The sequence below is a fragment of the Kitasatospora gansuensis genome (genome assembly GCF_014203705.1).
In the GTDB taxonomy this organism is placed as follows: Bacteria; Actinomycetota; Actinomycetes; order Streptomycetales; family Streptomycetaceae; genus Kitasatospora; species Kitasatospora gansuensis.
Genome location: NZ_JACHJR010000001.1, coordinates 4,593,337 through 4,612,814, shown reverse-complemented (window position 1 = coordinate 4,612,814; position 19,478 = coordinate 4,593,337). Strand labels below are relative to the sequence as shown.

The 19,478-nt window shown below is 72.3% G+C and carries 21 protein-coding genes; 6 read left to right on the top strand and 15 right to left on the bottom strand.

Annotated features, from left to right (window positions below):
• The first annotated feature begins 261 nt into the window (after window positions 1–261).
• The 3 genes from F4556_RS20525 to F4556_RS20515 all read left to right on the top strand — a co-directional run bounded on the left by F4556_RS20525 (window position 262) and on the right by F4556_RS20515 (window position 1,463).
• Window positions 262–606: a hypothetical protein gene (locus tag F4556_RS20525; RefSeq protein WP_057231624.1), complete on the top strand. Its 345-nt coding sequence runs from the start codon at window positions 262–264 to the stop codon at window positions 604–606.
• An 81-nt stretch (window positions 607–687) separates the two neighbouring features.
• Window positions 688–1,032, top strand: coding sequence for a rodlet layer protein (locus F4556_RS20520; protein WP_184918295.1), 345 nt, complete (start codon window positions 688–690; stop codon window positions 1,030–1,032).
• 173 nt (window positions 1,033–1,205) lie between these two features.
• Window positions 1,206–1,463, top strand: coding sequence for a hypothetical protein (locus F4556_RS20515; RefSeq protein ID WP_184918293.1), 258 nt, complete (start codon window positions 1,206–1,208; stop codon window positions 1,461–1,463).
• A gap of 75 nt (window positions 1,464–1,538) precedes the next feature.
• Here the strand turns inward: F4556_RS20515 and hemB are convergent, their stop codons facing one another.
• From hemB to F4556_RS20480, 7 genes are all read right to left on the bottom strand, one after another.
• The gene (hemB, locus tag F4556_RS20510) at window positions 1,539–2,552 is read right to left on the bottom strand and encodes a porphobilinogen synthase (RefSeq protein WP_184918291.1); all 1,014 of its coding nucleotides are present in this window, start codon (window positions 2,550–2,552) and stop codon (window positions 1,539–1,541) included.
• A 133-nt stretch (window positions 2,553–2,685) separates the two neighbouring features.
• On the bottom strand, window positions 2,686–4,323 hold the full coding sequence (locus tag F4556_RS20505) for a bifunctional uroporphyrinogen-III C-methyltransferase/uroporphyrinogen-III synthase (protein WP_184918289.1): 1,638 nt from the start codon (window positions 4,321–4,323) through the stop codon (window positions 2,686–2,688).
• Window positions 4,320–5,309, bottom strand: a complete 990-nt coding sequence (hemC, locus tag F4556_RS20500; protein WP_184918287.1) for a hydroxymethylbilane synthase — start codon at window positions 5,307–5,309, stop codon at window positions 4,320–4,322. The genes F4556_RS20505 and hemC overlap by 4 nt, the downstream gene beginning before the upstream one ends.
• A gap of 41 nt (window positions 5,310–5,350) precedes the next feature.
• Complete coding sequence (locus F4556_RS20495) at window positions 5,351–6,694, bottom strand: glutamyl-tRNA reductase (RefSeq protein WP_184918285.1); 1,344 nt, start codon at window positions 6,692–6,694, stop codon at window positions 5,351–5,353.
• A gap of 34 nt (window positions 6,695–6,728) precedes the next feature.
• Window positions 6,729–7,586: a redox-sensing transcriptional repressor Rex gene (locus F4556_RS20490; RefSeq protein ID WP_313068399.1), complete on the bottom strand. Its 858-nt coding sequence runs from the start codon at window positions 7,584–7,586 to the stop codon at window positions 6,729–6,731.
• A 143-nt stretch (window positions 7,587–7,729) separates the two neighbouring features.
• Window positions 7,730–8,440 (bottom strand): 3'-5' exonuclease, encoded by a 711-nt coding sequence (locus F4556_RS20485; protein WP_184918283.1) that lies wholly within the window; start codon window positions 8,438–8,440, stop codon window positions 7,730–7,732.
• Between the two features lie 147 nt (window positions 8,441–8,587).
• Window positions 8,588–8,866: a glutaredoxin family protein gene (locus F4556_RS20480; RefSeq protein ID WP_184918281.1), complete on the bottom strand. Its 279-nt coding sequence runs from the start codon at window positions 8,864–8,866 to the stop codon at window positions 8,588–8,590.
• Window positions 8,867–9,091: 225 nt separating this feature from the next.
• On the opposite strand from F4556_RS20480, the gene F4556_RS20475 reads away from it, so the two are divergent.
• The 3 genes from F4556_RS20475 to F4556_RS38360 all read left to right on the top strand — a co-directional run bounded on the left by F4556_RS20475 (window position 9,092) and on the right by F4556_RS38360 (window position 12,735).
• Window positions 9,092–9,979 (top strand): HAD family hydrolase, encoded by an 888-nt coding sequence (locus F4556_RS20475; RefSeq protein WP_184918279.1) that lies wholly within the window; start codon window positions 9,092–9,094, stop codon window positions 9,977–9,979.
• Between the two features lie 451 nt (window positions 9,980–10,430).
• The gene (locus F4556_RS20470; protein WP_313068397.1) at window positions 10,431–11,270 is read left to right on the top strand and encodes an ECF subfamily RNA polymerase sigma factor, BldN family; all 840 of its coding nucleotides are present in this window, start codon (window positions 10,431–10,433) and stop codon (window positions 11,268–11,270) included.
• 259 nt (window positions 11,271–11,529) lie between these two features.
• Window positions 11,530–12,735, top strand: coding sequence for a DUF5667 domain-containing protein (locus F4556_RS38360; protein WP_184918277.1), 1,206 nt, complete (start codon window positions 11,530–11,532; stop codon window positions 12,733–12,735).
• Window positions 12,736–12,805: 70 nt separating this feature from the next.
• On the opposite strand, the gene F4556_RS20460 is transcribed toward F4556_RS38360, so the two are convergent.
• The 8 genes from F4556_RS20460 to F4556_RS20425 form a co-directional block, all read right to left on the bottom strand.
• Window positions 12,806–13,810, bottom strand: a complete 1,005-nt coding sequence (locus F4556_RS20460) for a lysophospholipid acyltransferase family protein (RefSeq protein ID WP_184918275.1) — start codon at window positions 13,808–13,810, stop codon at window positions 12,806–12,808.
• Window positions 13,811–13,817: 7 nt separating this feature from the next.
• Window positions 13,818–14,849, bottom strand: a complete 1,032-nt coding sequence (locus F4556_RS20455; RefSeq protein WP_184918273.1) for an NAD-dependent epimerase/dehydratase family protein — start codon at window positions 14,847–14,849, stop codon at window positions 13,818–13,820.
• Window positions 14,850–14,989: 140 nt separating this feature from the next.
• Complete coding sequence (locus F4556_RS20450) at window positions 14,990–15,088, bottom strand: 30S ribosomal protein bS22 (protein ID WP_003948845.1); 99 nt, start codon at window positions 15,086–15,088, stop codon at window positions 14,990–14,992.
• 121 nt (window positions 15,089–15,209) lie between these two features.
• On the bottom strand, window positions 15,210–15,419 hold the full coding sequence (locus F4556_RS20445; RefSeq protein WP_184918271.1) for a helix-turn-helix domain-containing protein: 210 nt from the start codon (window positions 15,417–15,419) through the stop codon (window positions 15,210–15,212).
• Window positions 15,420–15,536: 117 nt separating this feature from the next.
• On the bottom strand, window positions 15,537–16,364 hold the full coding sequence (locus F4556_RS20440; RefSeq protein WP_313068394.1) for a phosphatase: 828 nt from the start codon (window positions 16,362–16,364) through the stop codon (window positions 15,537–15,539).
• Entirely contained in the window at window positions 16,361–17,551 is a 1,191-nt protein-coding gene (locus tag F4556_RS20435) for an acetoin utilization protein AcuC (protein WP_184918269.1), read from the bottom strand. Before F4556_RS20435 ends, F4556_RS20440 begins: the two co-directional genes overlap by 4 nt.
• 10 nt (window positions 17,552–17,561) lie before the next feature.
• Window positions 17,562–18,740 carry an MFS transporter gene (locus F4556_RS20430; protein WP_184918267.1) on the bottom strand — a complete coding sequence of 393 codons (1,179 nt, stop codon included), beginning with the start codon at window positions 18,738–18,740 and terminating at the stop codon, window positions 17,562–17,564.
• A 109-nt stretch (window positions 18,741–18,849) separates the two neighbouring features.
• Window positions 18,850–19,449, bottom strand: a complete 600-nt coding sequence (locus F4556_RS20425; RefSeq protein WP_184918265.1) for an endonuclease VII domain-containing protein — start codon at window positions 19,447–19,449, stop codon at window positions 18,850–18,852.
• Window positions 19,450–19,478: the final 29 nt, after the last annotated feature.

The window sequence follows — 19,478 nt, the reverse complement described above, 5'->3', positions numbered from 1 at the left end:
GGATGACGGCCGCCGCGCGGCCGAAAGCAATCTGCCTAAACGAGTAAGCGGCGCTCGGGATAGCACGGGTTAACCGGTATGGCCTAATAATCCGACCGCACGGCAAGGACTTTGGCGATCCGTCATCGATTTCCGAAGATTCCGCGTAACCTTCGCGCCCGTCATTCTTTGATCTAAATGTCGCAGCCAGGACGGTGTCGGAGGTAATCCCCCCGGACAGGCCGGCAACCGATGTGATTCATCCAGAGAGGTAGCTCCACCATGCTCCAGAAGACTTTCGCGGCTGTCGGACTGGCCGCTGCCGCCCTGGCCGCCACCGCCGCCCCGGCCTCCGCGATCGGCAACGCGGACGGTGCGGCCGGCTCCATCCAGGGCAATGGCGGGACCAACGCCACGGGTACCTGGGGCAACCACAGCCCGAACTACCACGTGCTCGACAACCCCAACATCTGCCTGCCCGAGGTGCACAACATCGGCGTGGGCGTGCTCGGTGTCGCGGTGCCGGTCGAGGTCGCGGCTCTGAGCAACCAGCCCAAGCAGACCTGTGTGGTCGGCGAGGGCACGCTCGGCAGCGGTGACGGTGGTGTCTCCCACCTGGTCGGCTGACCTCTCGCCGGCCTGGCCCGTAAGGGCCGACTGATCCACCCTGCTCCATCTCTCCCATCAGATCCGAAAAGGAACAGAACAATGATCAAGAAGGCTCTCGCCGCCGTGGGCGTTGCCACCGCTGGTCTGGCCATGACCGCCGCTCCCGCCATGGCGATCGGTGACTCCGACGGTGCTGCCACCTCCATCTCGGGCAACGGCGGCACCAACGCCACCGGCACCCACGGTGACCACAGCAACAACTTCCACACCCTGGACAACCCGAACATCTGCCTGCCCGAGGTTCACAACATCGCCGTCGCGGTCATCGGTGTCGCGGTGCCGATCGAGGCCGACGTTCTGAACAACGAGCCGAAGCAGATCTGCAACGTGGGCCAGAACACCCTGGGCAGCGGCGACGGTGGCGTCTCCCACCTGATCGGCTGATCAAGCCCGATGCACCAGGCCGCCGGGCCCGAGGGGGAGCAACTCCCCTCGGGCCCGGCGGTTTTCTGCTGCTTTCGGGTGGCCCGTCGATCAAGCGGCGCGTGCTGCGCGCCGGGCGGCCCGAACTGTGGTCACGTGTAGTCACACTGCTGTCACGCAGAGAGGAACATCTGATGAAGAGCATCCTGGGCAAGGCCGCGATCACCGCGGTTGCCACCCTGGCCCTGGCCGGCATCTCGGCCCCCGCCTACGCCCATGTCAGCGCGAGCGGTGGCGCCCAGTTCGCCGCCACCGCCGACGAGCCCTTCCTGGCCGTCGAGCGCTGGGGTCACGCCGAGACCAGCCACATCGAGGCCTGCTTCCACGACTGGTTCGTGGCGGGCGACGACTGGGCGGCCGGCGGCGCCGAGGGCGGCGCCACGATCGACTGACGTCCGGTCAGCAGGAAGGGGTGGTGGGGAACCTGGTTCCCCACCACCCCTTCCGCATGCTCGGCTACCGCTTGCTCAGCGCAGCATCCCGGCTGCCTCGGTCGCCCAGTAGGTGAGGATCTGCTCGGCACCGGCCCGGCGGATCGAGGTGAGCGTCTCCAGGATCAGCCGCTCCCGGTCCACCCAGCCGTTCGCGGCGGCGGCCTCGACCATCGAGTACTCGCCCGACACCTGGTAGGCCGCCACCGGCACCGGGGAGGCGTCGGCGACCTGCCGCAGCACGTCCAGGTACGCCATGGCCGGCTTGACCATCACCAGGTCGGCCCCCTCGGCGATGTCCTGCTCCAGCTCGCGCAGCGACTCACGGGCGTTCGCCGGGTCCTGCTGGTACGCCTTCCGGTCGCCCTTGAGCGAGGAGCCGACGGCCTCCCGGAACGGGCCGAAGAAGGCCGAGGCGTACTTGGCCGTGTAGGCCAGGATGCCGGTGTCCTGGAACCCGGCCTCGTCCAGCGCCCGCCGGACCACCCCGACCTGACCGTCCATCATCCCGGACGGGCCGACCAGGTGGACCCCGGCCTCGGCCTGCACCAGCGCCATCTCCTTGTACCGCTCCAGGGTGGCGTCGTTGTCCACGCTGCCGTCCTCGGCCAGCACCCCGCAGTGCCCGTGGTCGGTGTACTCGTCCAGGCACAGGTCGGACATCACCACCAGCTGGTCCCCGACCTCGGAGACCACGTCCCGGATCGCCTGCTGCAGGATCCCGTCCGGGTTGGTGCCCTCACTCCCGATCGCGTCCTGCACCTCGGGCACCCCGAACAGCATGATGCCCCCCAGCCCCGCCTCGGCCGCCTCCACGGCCGCCCGCCGCAGCGTGTCCCTGGTGTGCTGCACCACACCCGGCATCGACCCGATCGGACGCGGCTCACTGATCCCCTCCCGCACGAACGCGGGCAGGATCAGCTCGGCCGGATGCAACCTGGTCTCGGCGACCAGCCGCCGCATCGCCGGAGTGGAACGCAGACGACGCGGACGAACGTACGGGAACTCAGCGGACACGAGCTTCTCTCTCCGAACGACGATGGGAACCATCAGGGGCTCGGGGAACTGCGACGCCGACCTCGGAAAAGGTCACCTCCGCGTGCATGGTCAGGCACTTTCGCCGTGACCCGCACGCCGGATCTCGTCGCCGTTCCCCGAGCCCCTGTCTGCCGAAGCGTGTGCCTCAGCGAGCCTTGCGGCGGGAGCCCGGACGACGCTCGCTCGGGCGGTAGACCGGCTCACCGGCCGCCGTGGCGGTGTCCCGGCGCCCCGCGCCGAAGTCTGCCAGGGCCTGGGCCAGTGCGGCGGCCGACGGGGCCGGGGCCATCACGTCCACCCGCAGGCCGTGCTCCTCCGCGGTCTTCGCGGTGGCCGGGCCGATGCAGGCGATGATCGTGACGTTGTGCGGCTTGCCCGCGATGCCGACCAGGTTGCGGACGGTCGAGGACGAGGTGAAGAGCACCGCGTCGAAGCCGCCGCCCTTGATCGCCTCCCGGGTCTCGGCCGGCGGCGGCGAGGCGCGGACGGTGCGGTAGGCCGTCACGTCGTCCACCTCCCAGCCGAGTTCGACCAGGCCGGCCACCAGGGTCTCGGTGGCGATGTCGGCGCGCGGCAGCAGCACCCGGTCGATCGGGTCGAAGACCGGGTCGTACGGCGGCCAGTCTTCCAGCAGACCGGCGGCGGACTGCTCGCCACTGGGCACCAGGTCCGGCTTCACGCCGAAGTCGACCAGCGCCTGCGCGGTGGTCTCGCCGACCGCCGCGACCTTGATCCCGGCGAAGGCACGGGCGTCGAGACCGTACTCCTCGAACTTCTCCCGGACCGCGCGGACCGCGTTCACCGAGGTGAAGGCGATCCACTCGTAACGACCCGTCACCAGGCCCTTGATCGCGCGCTCCATCTGCTGCGGGGTGCGCGGCGGCTCGACCGCGATGGTCGGCACCTCCTGCGGCACCGCGCCGTACGAGCGCAGCTGGTCGGAGAGGCCGTGCGCCTGCTCCTTGGTCCGCGGCACGAGGACGTTCCAGCCGAACAGCGGCTTGGTCTCGAACCACGAGTGCGAGGAGCGGTGGGCGACCTGCTCGCCCACCACGGCTATCACCGAGGTGGCCGGGTCGACCGGCGCCGAGACCGGCGAGGGCAGCACCCGGGCGGCCTTCAGGTCGGCCGCGATGGTGGTCAGGGTGGCGGTGAAGGTGCGCTGCCGGGTGGTGGTGCCGGAGAGCGTGGCCGACAGCGGCGACTCCGGCTTGCGGCCGTTGGCCACCAGCGCGGCGGCGGTGGCGGGCAGCTGGCCCAGCGTGGTGCGGACCACCAGGGTGGTCTCGGGGGCGCCGAGGTCGACGGTCTGACCGGCCAGCAGGCCGGCTCCGTCCACGAACCGGACGTCCGCGCCCCGGCTGCCGCGCAGCGGCACCCCGGCGTAGGCCGGCACGCCGACCGACTGGGCGACGCCCGGGATCACCTCGAACGGGATCGCGGCCTGCGCGCAGCCGAGCATCTCCTCGGCGGCGCCACCGTCCAGGCCGGGGTCGCCGTCCACGGTGCGGACCACGTGCTTGCCGGACCGGACGGCCTCGGCGACCAGGGCCGCCACGTCCGGGCAGTCCTCGCCGACGGTGCTGTGCACCACGACCCCGACCGGGCAGTGGGTGCGGACGGCGGCCGCGGTGAGCGGGTCGGCGATCAGCACGTCGGCGGAGGCCAGCACGTCCACGGCCCGCAGGGTGAGCAGGCCCGGGTCACCGGGGCCCGCACCCAGGAAGGTGCAGCGGCCGGCCGGAACGGCCGGGGTGTGCGCGAGGTTGGCGGCGGCGCTCATCGGGCTCGCTCCCCCATCAGGTTGGCCGCTCCCGCGTCGAGCAGCCGCTCGGCGAGCGCGTGGCCGAGGGCCACCGCCTGCCGCTCGGCGGTCTCGTCGAGGACGAGCGGACCGTTGGCGGTCTTCTTCAGCAGGGTGGCGCCGTCGACGGTGCCGACCACGCCCTCCAGCCGCAGTTCGGTGCCCTGCCAGGTGGCAAGGGCGGCAACCGGGGCGGAGCAGCCGGCCTCCAGGCGGGCCAGCAGGGCGCGCTCGGCGGCCACCGCAACCCGGGTCGGCAGGTGGTCCAACTCGCCGAGTACGGCGGCGAGTTCGGGGCTCACGCACTCCACGGCCAGGGCGCCCTGGCCGGGGGCGGGGAGCATCAGCTCCGGGTCCAGGAGCTCGGTGATCTCGGCGCTCCGGCCGAGCCGGTTCAGCCCGGCGGCGGCCAGCACCACGGCGTCCAGCTCACCCGAGCCGACGTACCCGATCCGGGTGTCCACGTTGCCGCGGATCGGGACGGTCTCCAGCTCGACGCCGCGGGCTTTCGCCCAGGCGTTCAACTGGGCCATCCGGCGCGGCGAGCCGGTGCCGATCCGGGCGGTGTGCCCGGCCAGCTTCTCGACCAGCTCGGTCAGGCTCAGGCCGTCCCGGGCGATCAGGGCGTCCCTGCTGTCCTCGCGCTCGGGGACGACCGCCAGCAGCAGGCCCTCGGGGGCCGCGGTGGGCAGGTCCTTGAGCGAGTGCACGGCCAGGTCGATCCGGCCCTCCAGCAGCGCGTCGCGCAGCGCGGAGACGAAGACCCCGGTGCCGCCGATCTGCGCCAGCGCCTCCCGGGAGGTGTCGCCGTAGGTGGTGATCTCCACCAGCTCGACGGGGCGCCCGGTGACCCGCTCGACCGTGCGGGCGACCATGCCCGACTGGGCCATCGCAAGGGCGCTCCGGCGGGTGCCGAGGCGCAGCGGCTGCGACTGGCCGTCGCTGCTGCTCAGTTGACCATTCATGAGGTGATCGTCCCGGTCATGCTCGTGGGCTGGCTGGTGGTTCATCGGGGGTTTCCCCCCGCGAGAGTGGCATCGGCCTTGGCCTGCGCGCCGATGGGTGTGCCGGAGACAGCCTGCACTGCCGCCGGGTCCAGGTCGAACAGTTCGCGGAGGGCGTCGGCGTACCCGGCCCCGCCGGGCTCGGCCGCGAGCTGCTTCACCCGGACGGTCGGGGCGTGCAGCAGCTTGTCCACCACGCGCTTGACGGTCTGCGAGACCTCGGCCCTGGTGCGCTCGTCCAGGTCGGGCAGCCGGGTGTTGAGGCGGCCGAGCTCGCTCAGCACCACCTCGGAGGCCATCTGACGGAGCGCCACCACGGTGGGCGCGATCCGGGCCGCGCGCTGGGCGGCGCCGAAGGCGTCCACCTCGTCCGCGACGATGCCGACCACGGCGTCCACGTCCCCGGCCCCGGGGGTGGCGGCGTGCGCCTGGGAGAGGCTCTCCAGGTCGACCAGCAGCGCACCGGCCAGGCCGTGCACGGCGTGGTCCACGTCGCGCGGCATGGCCAGGTCGAGGAAGGCCAGCGGCGCCTCGGCGGTCCGGACCGCCACTGCGGCGGCGACGTCCTCGGCGCTGATCACCACACCGGCCGCGCCGGTGCAGGAGATCACCAGGTCCACGTCGGCGAGCGTCTCGCGGACCTTGCCGAAGTCGACCGTACGGGCGCCCAGGTTGGCGGCCAGCCGCTCGGCCCGCTCGGCCGTCCGGTTGGCGATCAGCAGGTCGGCGACCCCGGCGCGGACCAGGGTGGCGGCGGCCAGCGAGCTCATCGAGCCCGCGCCGACCACCAGGGCGCGCTTGCCCGCGATCTCCCCGGCCCCGACGGCGACCTGCTCCAGGCCGAAGGTGACCAGGGACTGGCCGGCCTTGTCGATGCCGGTCTCACTGTGCGCCCGCTTGCCGACCCGCAGGGCCTGCTGGAACAGCTCGTTCAGACCGCGCCCGGCGGTGTGCTCCTCCTGGGCGCGGGCCAGCGCGTCGCGCAGCTGGCCGAGGATCTGGCCCTCGCCGACCACCATCGAGTCCAGCCCGCAGGCCACCGAGAAGAGGTGGTGCACGGCCCGGTCCTCGTAGTGCACGTAGAGGTGCGAGGTGAGCTCCTCCAGGTCCACGCCGCTGTGGTGGGCGAGCAGCAGGGAGAGCTCGGCCACCCCGGCGTGGAACTTGTCCACGTCGGCGTAGAGCTCGATCCGGTTGCAGGTGTTGAGCAGGGCGGCTTCACCGACGGCCGGCGAGGCGGCGGTGTCGTGCAGCAGCCGGGTGGGCACCTGACCGGTCAGCGCGGCGCGTTCCAACAGGCCGACGGGGGCGCTGCGGTGGCTCAGACCGACGACGAGAAGACTCATGCCCGCCCCCTGGAGTTGCGGATCTGCTGGCGGCTCACGCGGGCATCACCGCGGAGAGGTCGCCCTCGGTGCCCTTGGCGGGCTTGCCCTTGACCGGCTCGGCCTTGGCACCGGCCGCGCGGCGGAGCTTGGCGGCGGCGGCCCGGACCGGGCCGGGGGCGCGGTCGAGCATCGAGTCGCCCTGGCCGGACTCCTCGCCGGCCTTGCGCTGCTCGTGGAAGGCGAGGATCTGGAGCTCTATCGAGAGGTCCACCTTGCGCACGTCCACGCCGTCCGGGACGGTCAGCACGGTCGGGGCGAAGTTCAGGATGCTGGTCACCCCGGCCTCGACCAGGCGGTCGCAGACCTGCTGGGCGGCACCGGGCGGGGTGGTGATGACGCCGATGGAGACGTGCTGGCTCTCCACGATCGCCTCCAACTCGTCCATGTGCCGCACCGGGAGACCGGCGGCGCTGTTGCCGACCACGGTCGGGTCGGCGTCCAGCAGGGCGGCGACCCGGAAACCGCGGGAGGCGAAGCCGCCGTAGTTGGCGAGCGCGTGGCCGAGGTTACCGATTCCGACGATGACCACGGGCCAGTCCTGGGTCAGGCCCAGCTCGCGGGAGATCTGGTAGACCAGGTACTCCACGTCGTAACCGACGCCACGGGTCCCGTAGGAGCCGAGGTAGGAGAAGTCCTTGCGGAGCTTCGCCGAGTTGACCCCGGCCGCGGTGGCCAGTTCTTCGGATGAGACGGTGGGTACGGAGCGCTCGGAGAGCGCGGTGAGTGCCCTCAGGTAGAGGGGAAGGCGGGCGACGGTCGCCTCCGGGATGCCCCGGGCACGCGAGGGTCGGCGCGCGGCGCCCGGCTCGGGCGTCTGCGAAGTGCTCTGGGTGGATCGGCCGATTGCCACGGTGCTCCTGTGGGTGAAGCTGGGCTTTGGCAGCCAGGCTATGCGTTTGTGAACGTGTGCACAAAGATGGTGTCCGATTTGTCCGGGCACAGTGACGCGCATCACGCCGTATGTCAGGTCGCCCTTGCGACAGTGTGCGCCACTCATCGCTCGGCGCCCAGAGCGGTGAGCACCAGAGCCGGCGGTTCGACGCCCTGCGGCCACGGCCCGAACGGGGCCTCCCGGCGGATCAGCGGCAGTGCGCCCGCCTGGCGCTGGGACAGCGCCCGGCCCAGTCGGGGCCAGGACAGCCCGGCGGCCTCGCGCAGCGGCGGGGACCAGTCCGGGCGCGCCCCCGTGACGTACCGGAGCAGGTCGGCGGTGGCGCGGGCGTCGCCGAGCGCGGTGTGCGCCGGGTACCAGCCGAGCCCGGCCGCCTCGACGCAGGCCGTCAGGCCGTACCCGCCGGCCTCGGCCAGGTGGGCCCGGGCCAGCCGGAGCGTGCAGAGCGTCGGTATCGGCGGCAGCGGCACCCCGATCCGGGCGAACTCGCGCTCCAGGAACGCCTGGTCGCAGCTGACGTGGTGACCGACCAGCACCCGACCGGCCAGCAGCTCCAGCAGGGTCGGGGCGACCTCGCGGAACCTCGGCGCACCGACCACGTCGGACTGGCTGATCCGGTGCACATGGGTCGGCCCGACCGGCCCGACCGGGTCGATCAGGGTGGAGAACTCACCCTCGGCCCGCAGTTGACCGTCCAACAGCACCACGGCGACCTCGACCACCCGGTGCCGCCACGGACTGCGGCCGGTGGCCTCGACATCGACCACGGCGAAACCGCCCGACGCGGGCGGAAGTTGTCGGCCGGGAAGCATGAACGCTCTCCTCCGTCATCCAGCCCCCGGCGGACAGAAACGTTTTAGATCGTAAGCCGACCAATTGACGTTTCCTAAGCCGATCTTCACTTTTGCAGACAACGATTTGGCGAAGCACCCCCGCCGAACGGAGGGGCTGCCGTGTCGTCAGGCGCCGAGCGCCGCGCGCAGCCGCCGTTCGTCGACCCGCCAGAAATCGTGCTGCTTCCCGTCGATCAACGTCACCGGGATCTGCTCCCAGTACTTCCGGTACAGCTCCTCGTCCTGGGTGATGTCCCGCTCCTCGAAGGCACTCCCCAGCTCCCCGGTCACCCGCACGATCACCGCCCGGGCGTCGTCGCACAGATGGCAGCCGGGCTTCCCGATCAGGGTCACCGTCCGCTCGGCGGGCTTCTTGCTGGTGTCACGTCGCAACAGTGGGCTCACCGCACCATTCTGCAACTGCTCAGCCGTCTACGGCCCAGGGGCTCGGGGAACTGCGAGGAGATCTGGCGCCGGGGTCACAGGCGAAAGTGCCTGACCACCCACGCAGCGATCACCTTGCACGAGGTCGGCGTCGCAGTTCCCCGAGCCCCTGCTTTCCGAACCATGTGCCCTGACCTTGCGCCTGCGTTCAAGTGCCCGTCACGCGGCCTGGTTATGCTCGGGGCCATGGTCGCCCTCAGAAGGCTCTCCCACGTACGGCGCTCTCCGAACGAGCAGTCGGCCCTGGCGGGTGAGGCCGCCGCCGCTGCCGCGGAGGACCACACGCCGGCCCCGGACGACCCGAGGGCCGCCGCGTTCTTCGACTGCGACAACACCATCCTGCGCGGTGCGGCGATCTTCTACCTGGGCATCGGCCTGTACCGGCGGAGGTTCTTCAGCCGCCGCGACATGGTCAGGTTCGCGTGGCAGCAGGCGTGGTTCCGGGTGCACGGCGCCGAGGACCCGGCGCACATGGCGGACGCCAAGGACAAGGCGCTCGGCCTGGTGGCGGGCAAGCGGACCGCCGAGCTGGAGGAGATCTGCGAGGAGATCTTCGAGGACGTGCTCACCCGGAAGATCTGGCCCGGCACCCGGGCGTTGGTGCAGCTGCACCTGGACGCCGGGCAGCGGGTCTGGCTGGTCACCGCGGCCCCGCAGGAGGTGGCCAGGATCATCGCCCGGCGGCTCGGCATGACCGGTGCGCTGGGCACGGTGGCCGAGGAGGTGGACGGCGTCTACACCGGCCGGCTGGTCGGCGGGCTGCTGCACGGTGAGGCCAAGGCGGCGGCGGTCACGGCGCTGGCCCGGCGGGAGCGGCTGGAGTTGAGCCGGTGCGCCGCGTTCAGCGACTCGGCCAACGACATCCCGATGCTGGCGCTGGTGGGCCACCCGTACGTGGTGAACCCGGACTCGGCGCTGCGGCGGCACGCCCGGGCCAACGGCTGGCGGGTGCGCGACTTCAGGACCGGCCGGAAGGCGGCCAGGATCGGGCTGCCGACCGCGGCCGGCCTGGGAGTTCTGGCCGGTGCGACCGCCGCCGCGGTGGCGATCCGACGGCGGCAGCGGGCGGCCTGACGGCCGGTCTGACGGCTGGCCTGACGGCTGGTCAGCAACGCACCGGCCACGACTCACTCTTAAGGGCGAACTCGGCCACCCGATCCGGGCGTTCCGATCGTGTTCGACCGTGACCGGAAGCGATCGTTCGGAGACTTGGGAAAGTCGGGGGTTGCTGAGCCCGGATCCCGGGAATCGGGCCCGCCACCTCCGGAAACTGTCACCCGGCGCACACGCGCGATCACATTGAGCCGGGCGGCTGATGCCATGTTCGGTCAGTTCCAGCCGCATATGCACGCCAAGCGGATCTCAAACGACCACTTCGGCCACAGGGTGTAGCTGTCATTGCACAAAGCGTTATTCTCTCCTGGATGCACGCCACCCACACGTCCCCGGTGACGAGGGGTCAGTCGGAGTGTGCTCTCCGCGCAGGCGGAGGTGATCCGTCCACAGTTCTGCCTCTGGGAGTCCCGTGTACCCACCCGTCCGGAACGACGCGCCTGCCTCCTCCCGCCCGTCGCCCACCAACCTGCGCCGCGGTACACACCTCGACCGACTCCGGTCCGCGATCCGGGAGTTCGAGCTGTACGTGCCCCAACCGGCCCTGGCCGGTGTCCCGTTGGGCGCCGGGGTAGCGCTGCGCTCCTCGACCACCACCAGCGGCACCGGTGCCGGTGCCGGCACTCGCGGCCGAGTCGGCGCGGGTACCGGCCCGGGCTCCCGGAGCCGGGCCAGAACCACGCCCACCCCCGGGCTGGAGTCCGAGCACAACCCGATCATGGAGTTGGTCGAGCGGGCCCAGGCCGGCGAGAGCGAGGCGTTCGGCCGGCTCTACGACCACTACTCGGACACCGTCTACCGGTACATCTACTACCGGGTCGGCGGGCGGGCCACCGCCGAGGACCTGACCAGCGAGACCTTCCTGCGCGCGCTGCGCCGGATCGGCACCTTCACCTGGCAGGGCCGGGACTTCGGCGCCTGGCTGGTGACCATCGCGCGCAACCTGGTGGCGGACCACTTCAAGTCCAGCCGGTTCCGCCTCGAGGTCACCACCGGCGAGATGCTCGACTCCAACGAGTGCGAGCGCAGCCCCGAGGACTCGGTGCTGGAGTCACTCTCCAACGCCGCCCTGCTCGACGCGGTGCGACGGCTCAATCCGCAGCAGCAGGAGTGCGTCACGCTCCGGTTCCTGCAGGGGCTCTCGGTGGCCGAGACGGCCCGGATCATGGGCAAGAACGAGGGCGCGATCAAGACCCTCCAGTACCGCGCGGTGCGCACCCTGGCCCGGCTGCTGCCGCCCGACGCCCGGTGAGCGCAATAGCTGACCGTGCGTCATATCAACTGCCTGGCTTACCCGGCCGGGTGAACGAGCGGTCACATGCTCTGCTTAATGCGGAAGAGGGGCCGTGCGTAACCGACGCCCCGCCCTGCTCGTTGGCCAACCTGCAAGCCCCCACCGGGCCGTCGGTCAAGCAGGATCGGCCACGCTCACCCGATGGAGTGGTTTTGGCCCACCGAGGCAACCGTCCGGTAGGCCGGGGAGTCGACAACGACGAAGGGAGGTGTGGCCCGTGACGGCAAACATGCTGGAACACCGGCGGGCGAGGGCCTTCGCCGAGGCGCTGGAGGCCCACCGCACAGAGCCCCACCAGGGGGACCGGAGACCCGACAGCGGTCAGCCCGGCGGCTCCACCGCGATGGCGGAGCTGCTGAGCATGGCGGACGCCCTCGGCGCCCTGCCCGAGCCTGAGCTGAGCACCGAGGCCAGGACGCTCCAACGCGCCCAGCTGATGGCCGCGTTCGAGCGCGACTGGACGGGCAGCCCGGCCGCCAGGGTGCCGCAGCAGCGCAGGCATCGGGCGGTCAGGTCCGGGGCCCGGCTGCGCTGGGGCCGCCGGCTGGCGATCGGCGGCCTGGTGGCCGGCGTCGCGGTCGGCAGCTTCGCCGGCGCGGCCGCAGCCAGCTCCAACGCCCTCCCGGGGGACACCCTCTACGGCATGAAGCGCGGTCTGGAGGATCTCCGGCTGAGCTGGGCCGGCTCCGACACCGAGGTCGGCGCCCTGCTGCTGGACCAGGCCTCCACCCGGCTGGAGGAGGCCCAGGGCCTGCTCGGCCGGGCGGACACCGGTACGACGTTGAGCCCGGCCACGGTGGAGCAGGTCCGCCGCGCACTGGACGACATGCACGCCGAGGCGGTCAAGGGCCGGGAGCTGCTGCGCTCGGTCTACCGGAGCAACGGATCGCTCGACCCGATGCGCAAGCTGGCCGGCTTCGCCGACGGCGAGGACGACCGGTGGGCGGCCGTCAAGGGTCAGCTGCCGGCCCAACTCACCGGCCAGGCCAGCAAGGTGAACGAGCTCTTCGACGAGATGACCGAGGACGTCGCCCCGCTCCAGCTGGCTCCGCCGGCCGCCAAGGGCAACACCCCGGCCGCTCCCGGCGGCGCACCCCAGTCCGCCGGTGGTGCGGCGGCCTCCCCGGCCGCCGGTACGGGCAGCGCGGACCGCCCGCGGACCGAGCCGGGCCGGCCCAACTCCGGCACCGGACAGGGCGCGGCCACGCCGAGCGGCAAGGCCAGCCCCGGCCTGCTCGACAAGCTGCTGCCTGGCGGCCTCACCGGTGGCGGCTCGGCCTCCCCGGCCGCCGGTACGCCGGAGCGCGCCGCCGAGGCACCCGCCCCGGACGCCGGCACCACCACGCAGGACCAGCCGCCGACCCAGGAACTGCGCATCCCCGCGCTGATCCCGGGCCTGCTGCCGGAGATCTCGCTGGGCTGAGCGCACCAAAAAGGCGGGGCCGGGGCAGCTGCCCCGGCCCCGCCTCCGGCACGTCCGGAAGAGGACCGAGCTAGAAGAACACCGACCGCCGCTGCACCAGCAGCTTGTACAGGGTGTGCTGGATGGTCTCCCTGACCTGGTCGGTCAGGTCGAAGACCAGCATCGGGTCGTCCGCCGCCTCCGGAGGGTGGCTGTCGGTCGGGATCGGTTCGCCGAACTGGATGGTCCACTTGGTCGGCAGCGGGATCGCGCCGAGCGGGCCGAGCCAGGGGAAGGTCGGCGTGATCGGCAGGTACGGCAGACCGAGCGCGCGGGCCAGCGTCCGGGCGTTCCCGATCATCGGGTAGGTCTCCTCCGCGCCGACGATCGAGCACGGCACGATCGGCACCCCGGCCCGCAGCGCGGAGGCCACGAAGCCGCCCCGGCCGAAGCGCTGCAGCTTGTACCGCTCGGCGAACGGCTTGCCGATCCCCTTGAAGCCCTCCGGCCAGACCCCGACCACCTCGCCGCGCTCCAGCAGCGCCTGGGCGTCCTCGCCGCAGGCCAGCGTGTGCCCGGCCTTCCGGGCCAGCTCACCCACCACCGGCAGGACGAAGACCAGGTCGGCCGCGAGCATCCGCAGGTGCCGCCGCCGGGGGTGGTGGTCGTGGATCGCGATCTGGGTCATCAGCGCGTCCAGCGGGATGGTGCCGGAGTGGTTGGCGACGATCAGCACCCCGCCCTCGGCCGGGATGTTCTCGATCCCCCGGACCTCGACCCGGAAGTACTTCTCCGCCAGCGGGCGGAGCATCGAGAGCAGCACCTCCTCGGTGAGCTCCCGGTCGAAGCCGAACTCGTCCACCTCGTAGTCGCCGGTGATCCGCCGCCGCAGGAAGGACAGGCCGCCCGCGGCCCGCTGCTCCCAGCCCTTGCCGAGCGCCCGGGTGGCGGCCGCGCCGAGCGGACCGGCCAGCGCGCCGCCGACCGCGTCGGCGATCCGGTCCGCCAGGGCAGGCCCGGACGGCTCCGGCTGCCAGCTCGGCGCGGACTCGATCGGGATCACCTTCGCCTGCTCGGCGTTCCTCGCAGCGGTCATCTCGGCCTCAGCTCCTCGGAGGGTTCTGACGGGTCAGCAGCCCCGCCAGCCGGTCGGTGGCGGCGGCCAGCCGCTCGGGCGGCAGCAGCCCGCCGGACTGGGCGGCGGCGAAGTCCGCGAACGCCTCGGGGGTGGTCATGCTCAGGGTCCAGCCGAAACCCTCGCGCAGCGCGGTGGTGTCCACCACCCGCCCGTGGCTGAGCAGTTGGAGCTGCTCGGGCGAGATGTCGGCGAGCCCGGTCCGCCGGGCAAGACCGGCCACCAGGCCGAGCGCGGGGCCGAGCAGCGGGACGGTGGGCCGCCCCAGCCTGCGGGCGCACTGGGAGAGCAGCAGCACGCCGTTCCCGGCCACGTTGTAGGTGCCGGGCCTGGGTTCGGTGGCGGCCAGGTGCAGCAGCGCGACGGCGTCGTCCTCGTGCACGAACTGCAGCCGGGGGTCGCGGCCGAGCACGGTGGGCAGCACCGGCAGCGCGAAGTAGTCGCAGAGCGGGGTGTCCCCGGCCGGGCCGACGATGTTGGCGAACCGCAGCACGGTGACCGCGACGTCGGGACGGCGCCGGGCGAAGCCCCGGACGTACCCCTCGACCTCGGTGGCGTCCTTGCCGAAGCCGCTGCGCGGCAGGTCCTTGAGCTGCATCCGCTCGCCGAACACCGCCGGGTCGCGCGGGGCGGAGCCGTAGACGGCGGTGGTGGACTTGACGACCAGTCGGCGCAGCCCCGGTGCCTTCTGGCAGGCCCCGAGCAGCTGCATGGTGCCGATGACGTTGGTCTCCTTGGCGGTGGCCCTGCCACCCTGCACCCCGGCGCTGACGTCCAGGTGCACCACGGTGTCCACGTCGTACTCGGCGATCACCCGGGCGACGGCGGGGCGCCGCAGGTCGACCCGGACGTACTCGACGCCGTCGGCGGTCATCCCGCCCCACGGCTCCCGGCTGTCCACGCCGACCACCCGGTCGATGCCGGGCCGGCCGGCCAGCCGGGCCGCGAACCTGGCCCCCAGGTGCCGGGCGACGCCGGTGACGAGCACGACCTTGCCCACTGCGCCGCACCCCTCTCGAAAGCCCTGCACGCACCGTATCGCGCCGGGGTTCGATCCGGACAAACGACGGCGCCCGCCCCGGCCTGAGCCGGGACGGGCGCCGTCTGCACACCTGGCGCGCAGGGCGCGGCCGTGGGTGCCTACTTCTTGTTACGACGCTGAACGCGAGTGCGCTTCAGAAGCTTGCGGTGCTTCTTCTTGGCCATACGCTTGCGACGCTTCTTGATGACAGAGCCCACGGAACTACCCTCGCTCACTGAGACTCTCGTCCGTGAGAGACGGAGTCCATACGACTGACGGAGGGCCTAGCCTACCCGTCACCTCGGATAAGCCGTAATCGCGCCCTGATGGGGGCTTACGTTACGCGCTTTCGAGCCGCACGTAGGAATCCCTGAGGTACTCGTGGACGGCCTGCTCGGGAACTCGGAAGGAGCGGCCGACCCTGATCGCGGGCAGCTCTCCACTGTGCACCAAGCGGTACACCGTCATCTTGGACACCCGCATGACCGAGGCAACCTCCGCCACGGTCAGGAAGACGACCTCCTGCAATGGGCGTTCGCCGGAACTCATGACCCTCACCCGACCCTTACCCGTGTGCAAGGCACCGACTTCCCCTTCGGTGACTCCACCGGCACACGTGTATCCCCAGAGTAGTTAAGGGTGGTACCAGTGGGAAGAGGGGGAAGCTCAGTCCTTGTACGGTGCGAGATCCGCCCGTTGCAGTACGTAGTCGCTCAGCGCTCTGTAGCAGTCCGGGTGCGCACCGTCGTCCATCGGGACGGCCACCGCGACGGTGCCCTCGGCCTCGGCGACGAACGGGGCCACGTCGTTGGAGTCGGCCGGTCCACCGGCCGGGATGCCCAGTCGGCCCGCCCCGCAGAGCCAGCCGTGGTCGCCCAGCACCAGGTCGGGCAGCGGTTCCCCGGCCGCGGTGAGCGCGGCCAGGGCCAGTCGGACGGGCTGCGGCGAGTGGGTGTGCAGCAGCTCGCGCGCGCTGTCCGCGGAGCGGACCACCAGGACCGGGCCGACCGCGTCCAGCACGCAGGTCCGCTGTCCGGCCGGGGTGGGCTCGCGGAACCGGGTGCCGAGCGCCGGCGTGCGCAGGGCGCAGCCCGCGCGCTCCAGGGCGCGGGCCAGTGCGCCGTGGAAGCCCGCCAGCTTGGTCGGGTGCCCCGTCCCGGCCAGCACGCTGCCCCGGCGGCGGGCGGTGGCGGCCAGCAGCCCGGCGAGGCGCTCCAGCGCGTCCACGGTGCGCTCGGGGTCGATGGTGTCGGGGCCCTGGCCGTAGCCGAAGTCCGGGTGCACGCCGACCCGCTCGGCCATCAGCTCGAGCACCGCGCCCGGCCCCCAGCGGCGCTCCGGGTCCAGGCCCATCAGGGCCGCCGGGTCGGCCTGGCCGAACAGGCGGTAGTGCCGCAGGTTGTTCTGCCGGGGCGTCGGGACGGCCGGGCCCGCCAGCCGGTGCCGGAGCAGGTGCGCGATCAGTTCGGCCCGGGTCAGCTCCGCCCGGGTCACGGCAGCAGGCCGTGGTGCGGGAGGACGGCGCGGCGGGCGGCCAGGATCGCCTGGTCCAGCCGGTCGCCGGGGTCGTAGCCGTGGTCGTGGAAGTCCCGCCAGTGCGGCTCGACGCCGTCGGTCATCCGGGCCGGGCCCGGGCGGCCGGTCAGCCGCTCGGCCTCGGCGCGCCACTCGGCGGGGAGCTCGGTGGCCGGGTCGATCGGGTGCCCGGCAGCGATCGCCACCAGGTGGGTCCAGGCGGCCGGCACCACGTCCACCACCGCGTACCCGCCGCCGCCCAGGGCCAGCCAGCGGCCGTCCGCGTAGTGGTGGGCCAGCTCGTGCATCGCCTCGGCGACCAGCCGCTGGGCGTCCAGACTGACCGTCAGGTGGGCCAGCGGGTCGGCCAGATGGGTGTCGGCGCCGTGCTGACTGACGATCACCTGCGGGCGGAACGCGGAGAGCAGCTCGGGGACGAAGGCGTGGAAGGCGCGCAGCCAGCCCGCGTCGCCCGTCCCGGCGGGCAGCGGCAGGTTGGCGGCGGTGCCGGGGGCGTCCGGGCCACCGGTCTCGGTGGCCCAGCCGGTCTCCGGGAAGAGGGTGGCCGGGCTCTCGTGCAGCGAGACGGTGAGCACCCGGGGGTCGTTCCAGAACGCCGCCTGCACGCCGTCGCCGTGGTGCACGTCCACGTCCACGTACGCGACCCGCTCGGCGCCGAGCTCCAGCAGCCGGGCGATCGCCAGCGCGGGGTCGTTGTAGACGCAGAAGCCGGCCGCCTTGTCGGGCATCGCGTGGTGCAGGCCGCCCGCGAAGTTGACGGCGTGTCGGACCTCCTCGCCGCGCCAGACCGCCTCGGCGCCGGCCACCGACTGGCCGGCGATCAGCGCGGAGGCGGTGTGCTGGGCCTTGAACGCCCAGTTGTCGGCGGTGCCCAGGCCGTGCGCGGGGTCGCTGCGCTCCGGTTCGGCGGCGATCCGGCGGACGGCGTCCACGTACCCGGCGGTGTGCACCAGCCGCAGCGTCGACTCCCCCGCCGGCGGCGCGGCCCGGACGGTCACCCCGGGCGCAGTGGTCAGCCCGAACGCCTCCACCAGCCGCATGGTCAACGCCAGCCTGGTCGGGTCCATCGGGTGCCCCGCCCCGAAGTCGTACGAGGTGACGGCCTCGTCCCAGTACAGGTGCAGGCCGGCGCAGTTCTCGGGCATGGGTGACACGTTATCGGGCGACGGGTGCTCCGCCGAAGTGCCGGGCCAGCGGGAGGATGGCGAGGATCAGCACCATCGGGGCCAGCAGCGCCAGCCGGAACGATCCCGCCTCGGCCAGGGCGCCGACCAGCGGGGAGCCGATCAGGAAGCCGACGTAGTTGAACAGGTTGAGCCGGGCGACCGCCGCGTCGGAGGCGTCCGGGAGGAGCCGGCCGCCCGCCGCGAAGACCTGCGGGATGATCGCGCAGATGCCGAAGCCCAGCACAGTGAACGCGGCCACCCCGGCCCACTCGCCCGGCGCGGCGGCGGCCAGCGCGAAGCCGAGCGCGGCCAGCGCCGCCCCGCCGCGCACCACCGGGACCGCGCCCCAGCGCTCCACCGCCCGGTCGCCGAGCGCCCGGCCGAGCAGCATCGCCACCATGTAGCCGAGGTAGGAGAGCTTGGCCAGGTCCTCCGGGCTGCCGAGGACGTCGGTCAGGTACTTGACGCTGTAGTTGGAGACCGAGGCGTCGGCGATGTACGCGAACGCCATCGCGGCGCACAGCGGCAGCAGCGGACGCCAGGGGATCCGGGCGGCCGCGGCGGTGGCCGCCTCCCGTACGGCGTCGCCGAGTTCGGCCGGTCCGGGGAAGCGGGTGCCGGCCGCCAGCGCGAGCGGGATCAGCAGCGCGGCCGCGCCGCCGAACAGCAGCGGCAGGTCGAGTTCGTAGTGCGAGCCGAGGCCGGCCAGTGCGGCGCCGAGGATGCCGCCGAGGCTGAACGCGGCATGGAAGCCGATCATGATGCTCCGGCCGTACCGGCGCTGAAGGCCGACCCCGAGCATGTTCATACTCGCGTCGAGAGCCCCGACCAGCAGGCCGAACAGGCCCAGCGCGATGGCGAGTTCCCACAGTTCGCCGCCCAGCCCGACCAGCGCCAGACTGACGCACACGGCGGGCTGCACCACCCGCAGCACGACCTTCGCCCCGACCCGCCCGGCCACCGACTCGGAGGCCACCGAACCCACACCCGCCAGGATCGGCACCGCCGCCAGGAAGACCGGCAGCAGCCCGTCGCTCAGCCCGTACCGGCGCTGGATCTCCGGGATGCAGGTCACCAGCAGCGCGAAGGTGACCCCCTGCAGCACGAAGCTCACCGCCACCGCCGCCCGCGACCGGCGCAACCGCGCGTCCACCTGCTGCTCGGGCATGGCTCGGCCTCACTCACTACGGCGCTACCGGCCGGTACGGAGATGTTGAGCCGTGAGCGTAGGCGTTCGATCGTGTTTCCGGGAGGGGTCGGACCGAATCCCTGCCGGGCTACGTCCGCAGCAGATAACTCAGAGCTCGCTGAACGCCTTCCGGGCTGTCGCCCAGCATCCCGATTCCGCTATTGCACTTCCGGCAGAGCAGGCCTCGGACTCTCCCGGTCGTGTGACAGTGGTCCACCTGCAAGGCCCGGTCCCCCGCAAGCAGGCCACACACCGCACAGCAACTTCCCTGGTCGGCGAGCATCTGCTCGTAACGCGCCAGCGTGATCCCGTACTTGCTCTTGAACTGCGCTGCCCGCAGCGAACGGTCGTAGCGCTCAGGGTCCTGGGCGCGGCGGCGGGCGCGCTCGGCGTGCTTGCGCCGCTTGGCCTGTTCGGTCGCGTTGTACTCCCGCTGCCCGTCGCGGTAGCACGCGATGCACTGGGACTTCCGGCCCGTCGGACTGGCCGAACGCCGGTAGAAGTCCTCGAAGTCCTTGACCTGCCCGCAACTCGAGCAGGCTTTCAGGCCGTCCTTCGCCAACTCCGCTGCCCGCAGGGCATGCTGGTTCTTGGCCAGACGTTCCGCCTTGCCAAGGACACTACGGCAGTCCTTGCACCAAGGATGCCGGCCGTCCGGCTGCCCGGCGTGCGCGTGGAAGGCGTCCATCGACTTTTCAACAGTGCATCGCGTGCATA

Bases quoted from the DNA above. Each gene is read 5' to 3' on its own strand.
- F4556_RS20525 (WP_057231624.1), top strand. From the start codon at position 262: ATGCTCCAGAAGACTTTCGCGGCTGTCGGACTGGCCGCTGCCGCCCTG.
- F4556_RS20520 (WP_184918295.1), top strand. From the start codon at position 688: ATGATCAAGAAGGCTCTCGCCGCCGTGGGCGTTGCCACCGCTGGTCTG.
- F4556_RS20515 (WP_184918293.1), top strand. From the start codon at position 1,206: ATGAAGAGCATCCTGGGCAAGGCCGCGATCACCGCGGTTGCCACCCTG.
- hemB (WP_184918291.1), bottom strand. From the start codon at position 2,552: ATGGTTCCCATCGTCGTTCGGAGAGAGAAGCTCGTGTCCGCTGAGTTC.
- F4556_RS20505 (WP_184918289.1), bottom strand. From the start codon at position 4,323: ATGAGCGCCGCCGCCAACCTCGCGCACACCCCGGCCGTTCCGGCCGGC.
- hemC (WP_184918287.1), bottom strand. From the start codon at position 5,309: ATGAATGGTCAACTGAGCAGCAGCGACGGCCAGTCGCAGCCGCTGCGC.
- F4556_RS20495 (WP_184918285.1), bottom strand. From the start codon at position 6,694: ATGAGTCTTCTCGTCGTCGGTCTGAGCCACCGCAGCGCCCCCGTCGGC.
- F4556_RS20485 (WP_184918283.1), bottom strand. From the start codon at position 8,440: ATGCTTCCCGGCCGACAACTTCCGCCCGCGTCGGGCGGTTTCGCCGTG.
- F4556_RS20475 (WP_184918279.1), top strand. From the start codon at position 9,092: ATGGTCGCCCTCAGAAGGCTCTCCCACGTACGGCGCTCTCCGAACGAG.
- F4556_RS20460 (WP_184918275.1), bottom strand. From the start codon at position 13,810: ATGACCGCTGCGAGGAACGCCGAGCAGGCGAAGGTGATCCCGATCGAG.
- F4556_RS20445 (WP_184918271.1), bottom strand. From the start codon at position 15,419: ATGAGTTCCGGCGAACGCCCATTGCAGGAGGTCGTCTTCCTGACCGTG.
- F4556_RS20435 (WP_184918269.1), bottom strand. From the start codon at position 17,551: ATGCCCGAGAACTGCGCCGGCCTGCACCTGTACTGGGACGAGGCCGTC.
- F4556_RS20430 (WP_184918267.1), bottom strand. From the start codon at position 18,740: ATGCCCGAGCAGCAGGTGGACGCGCGGTTGCGCCGGTCGCGGGCGGCG.
- F4556_RS20425 (WP_184918265.1), bottom strand. From the start codon at position 19,449: ATGGACGCCTTCCACGCGCACGCCGGGCAGCCGGACGGCCGGCATCCT.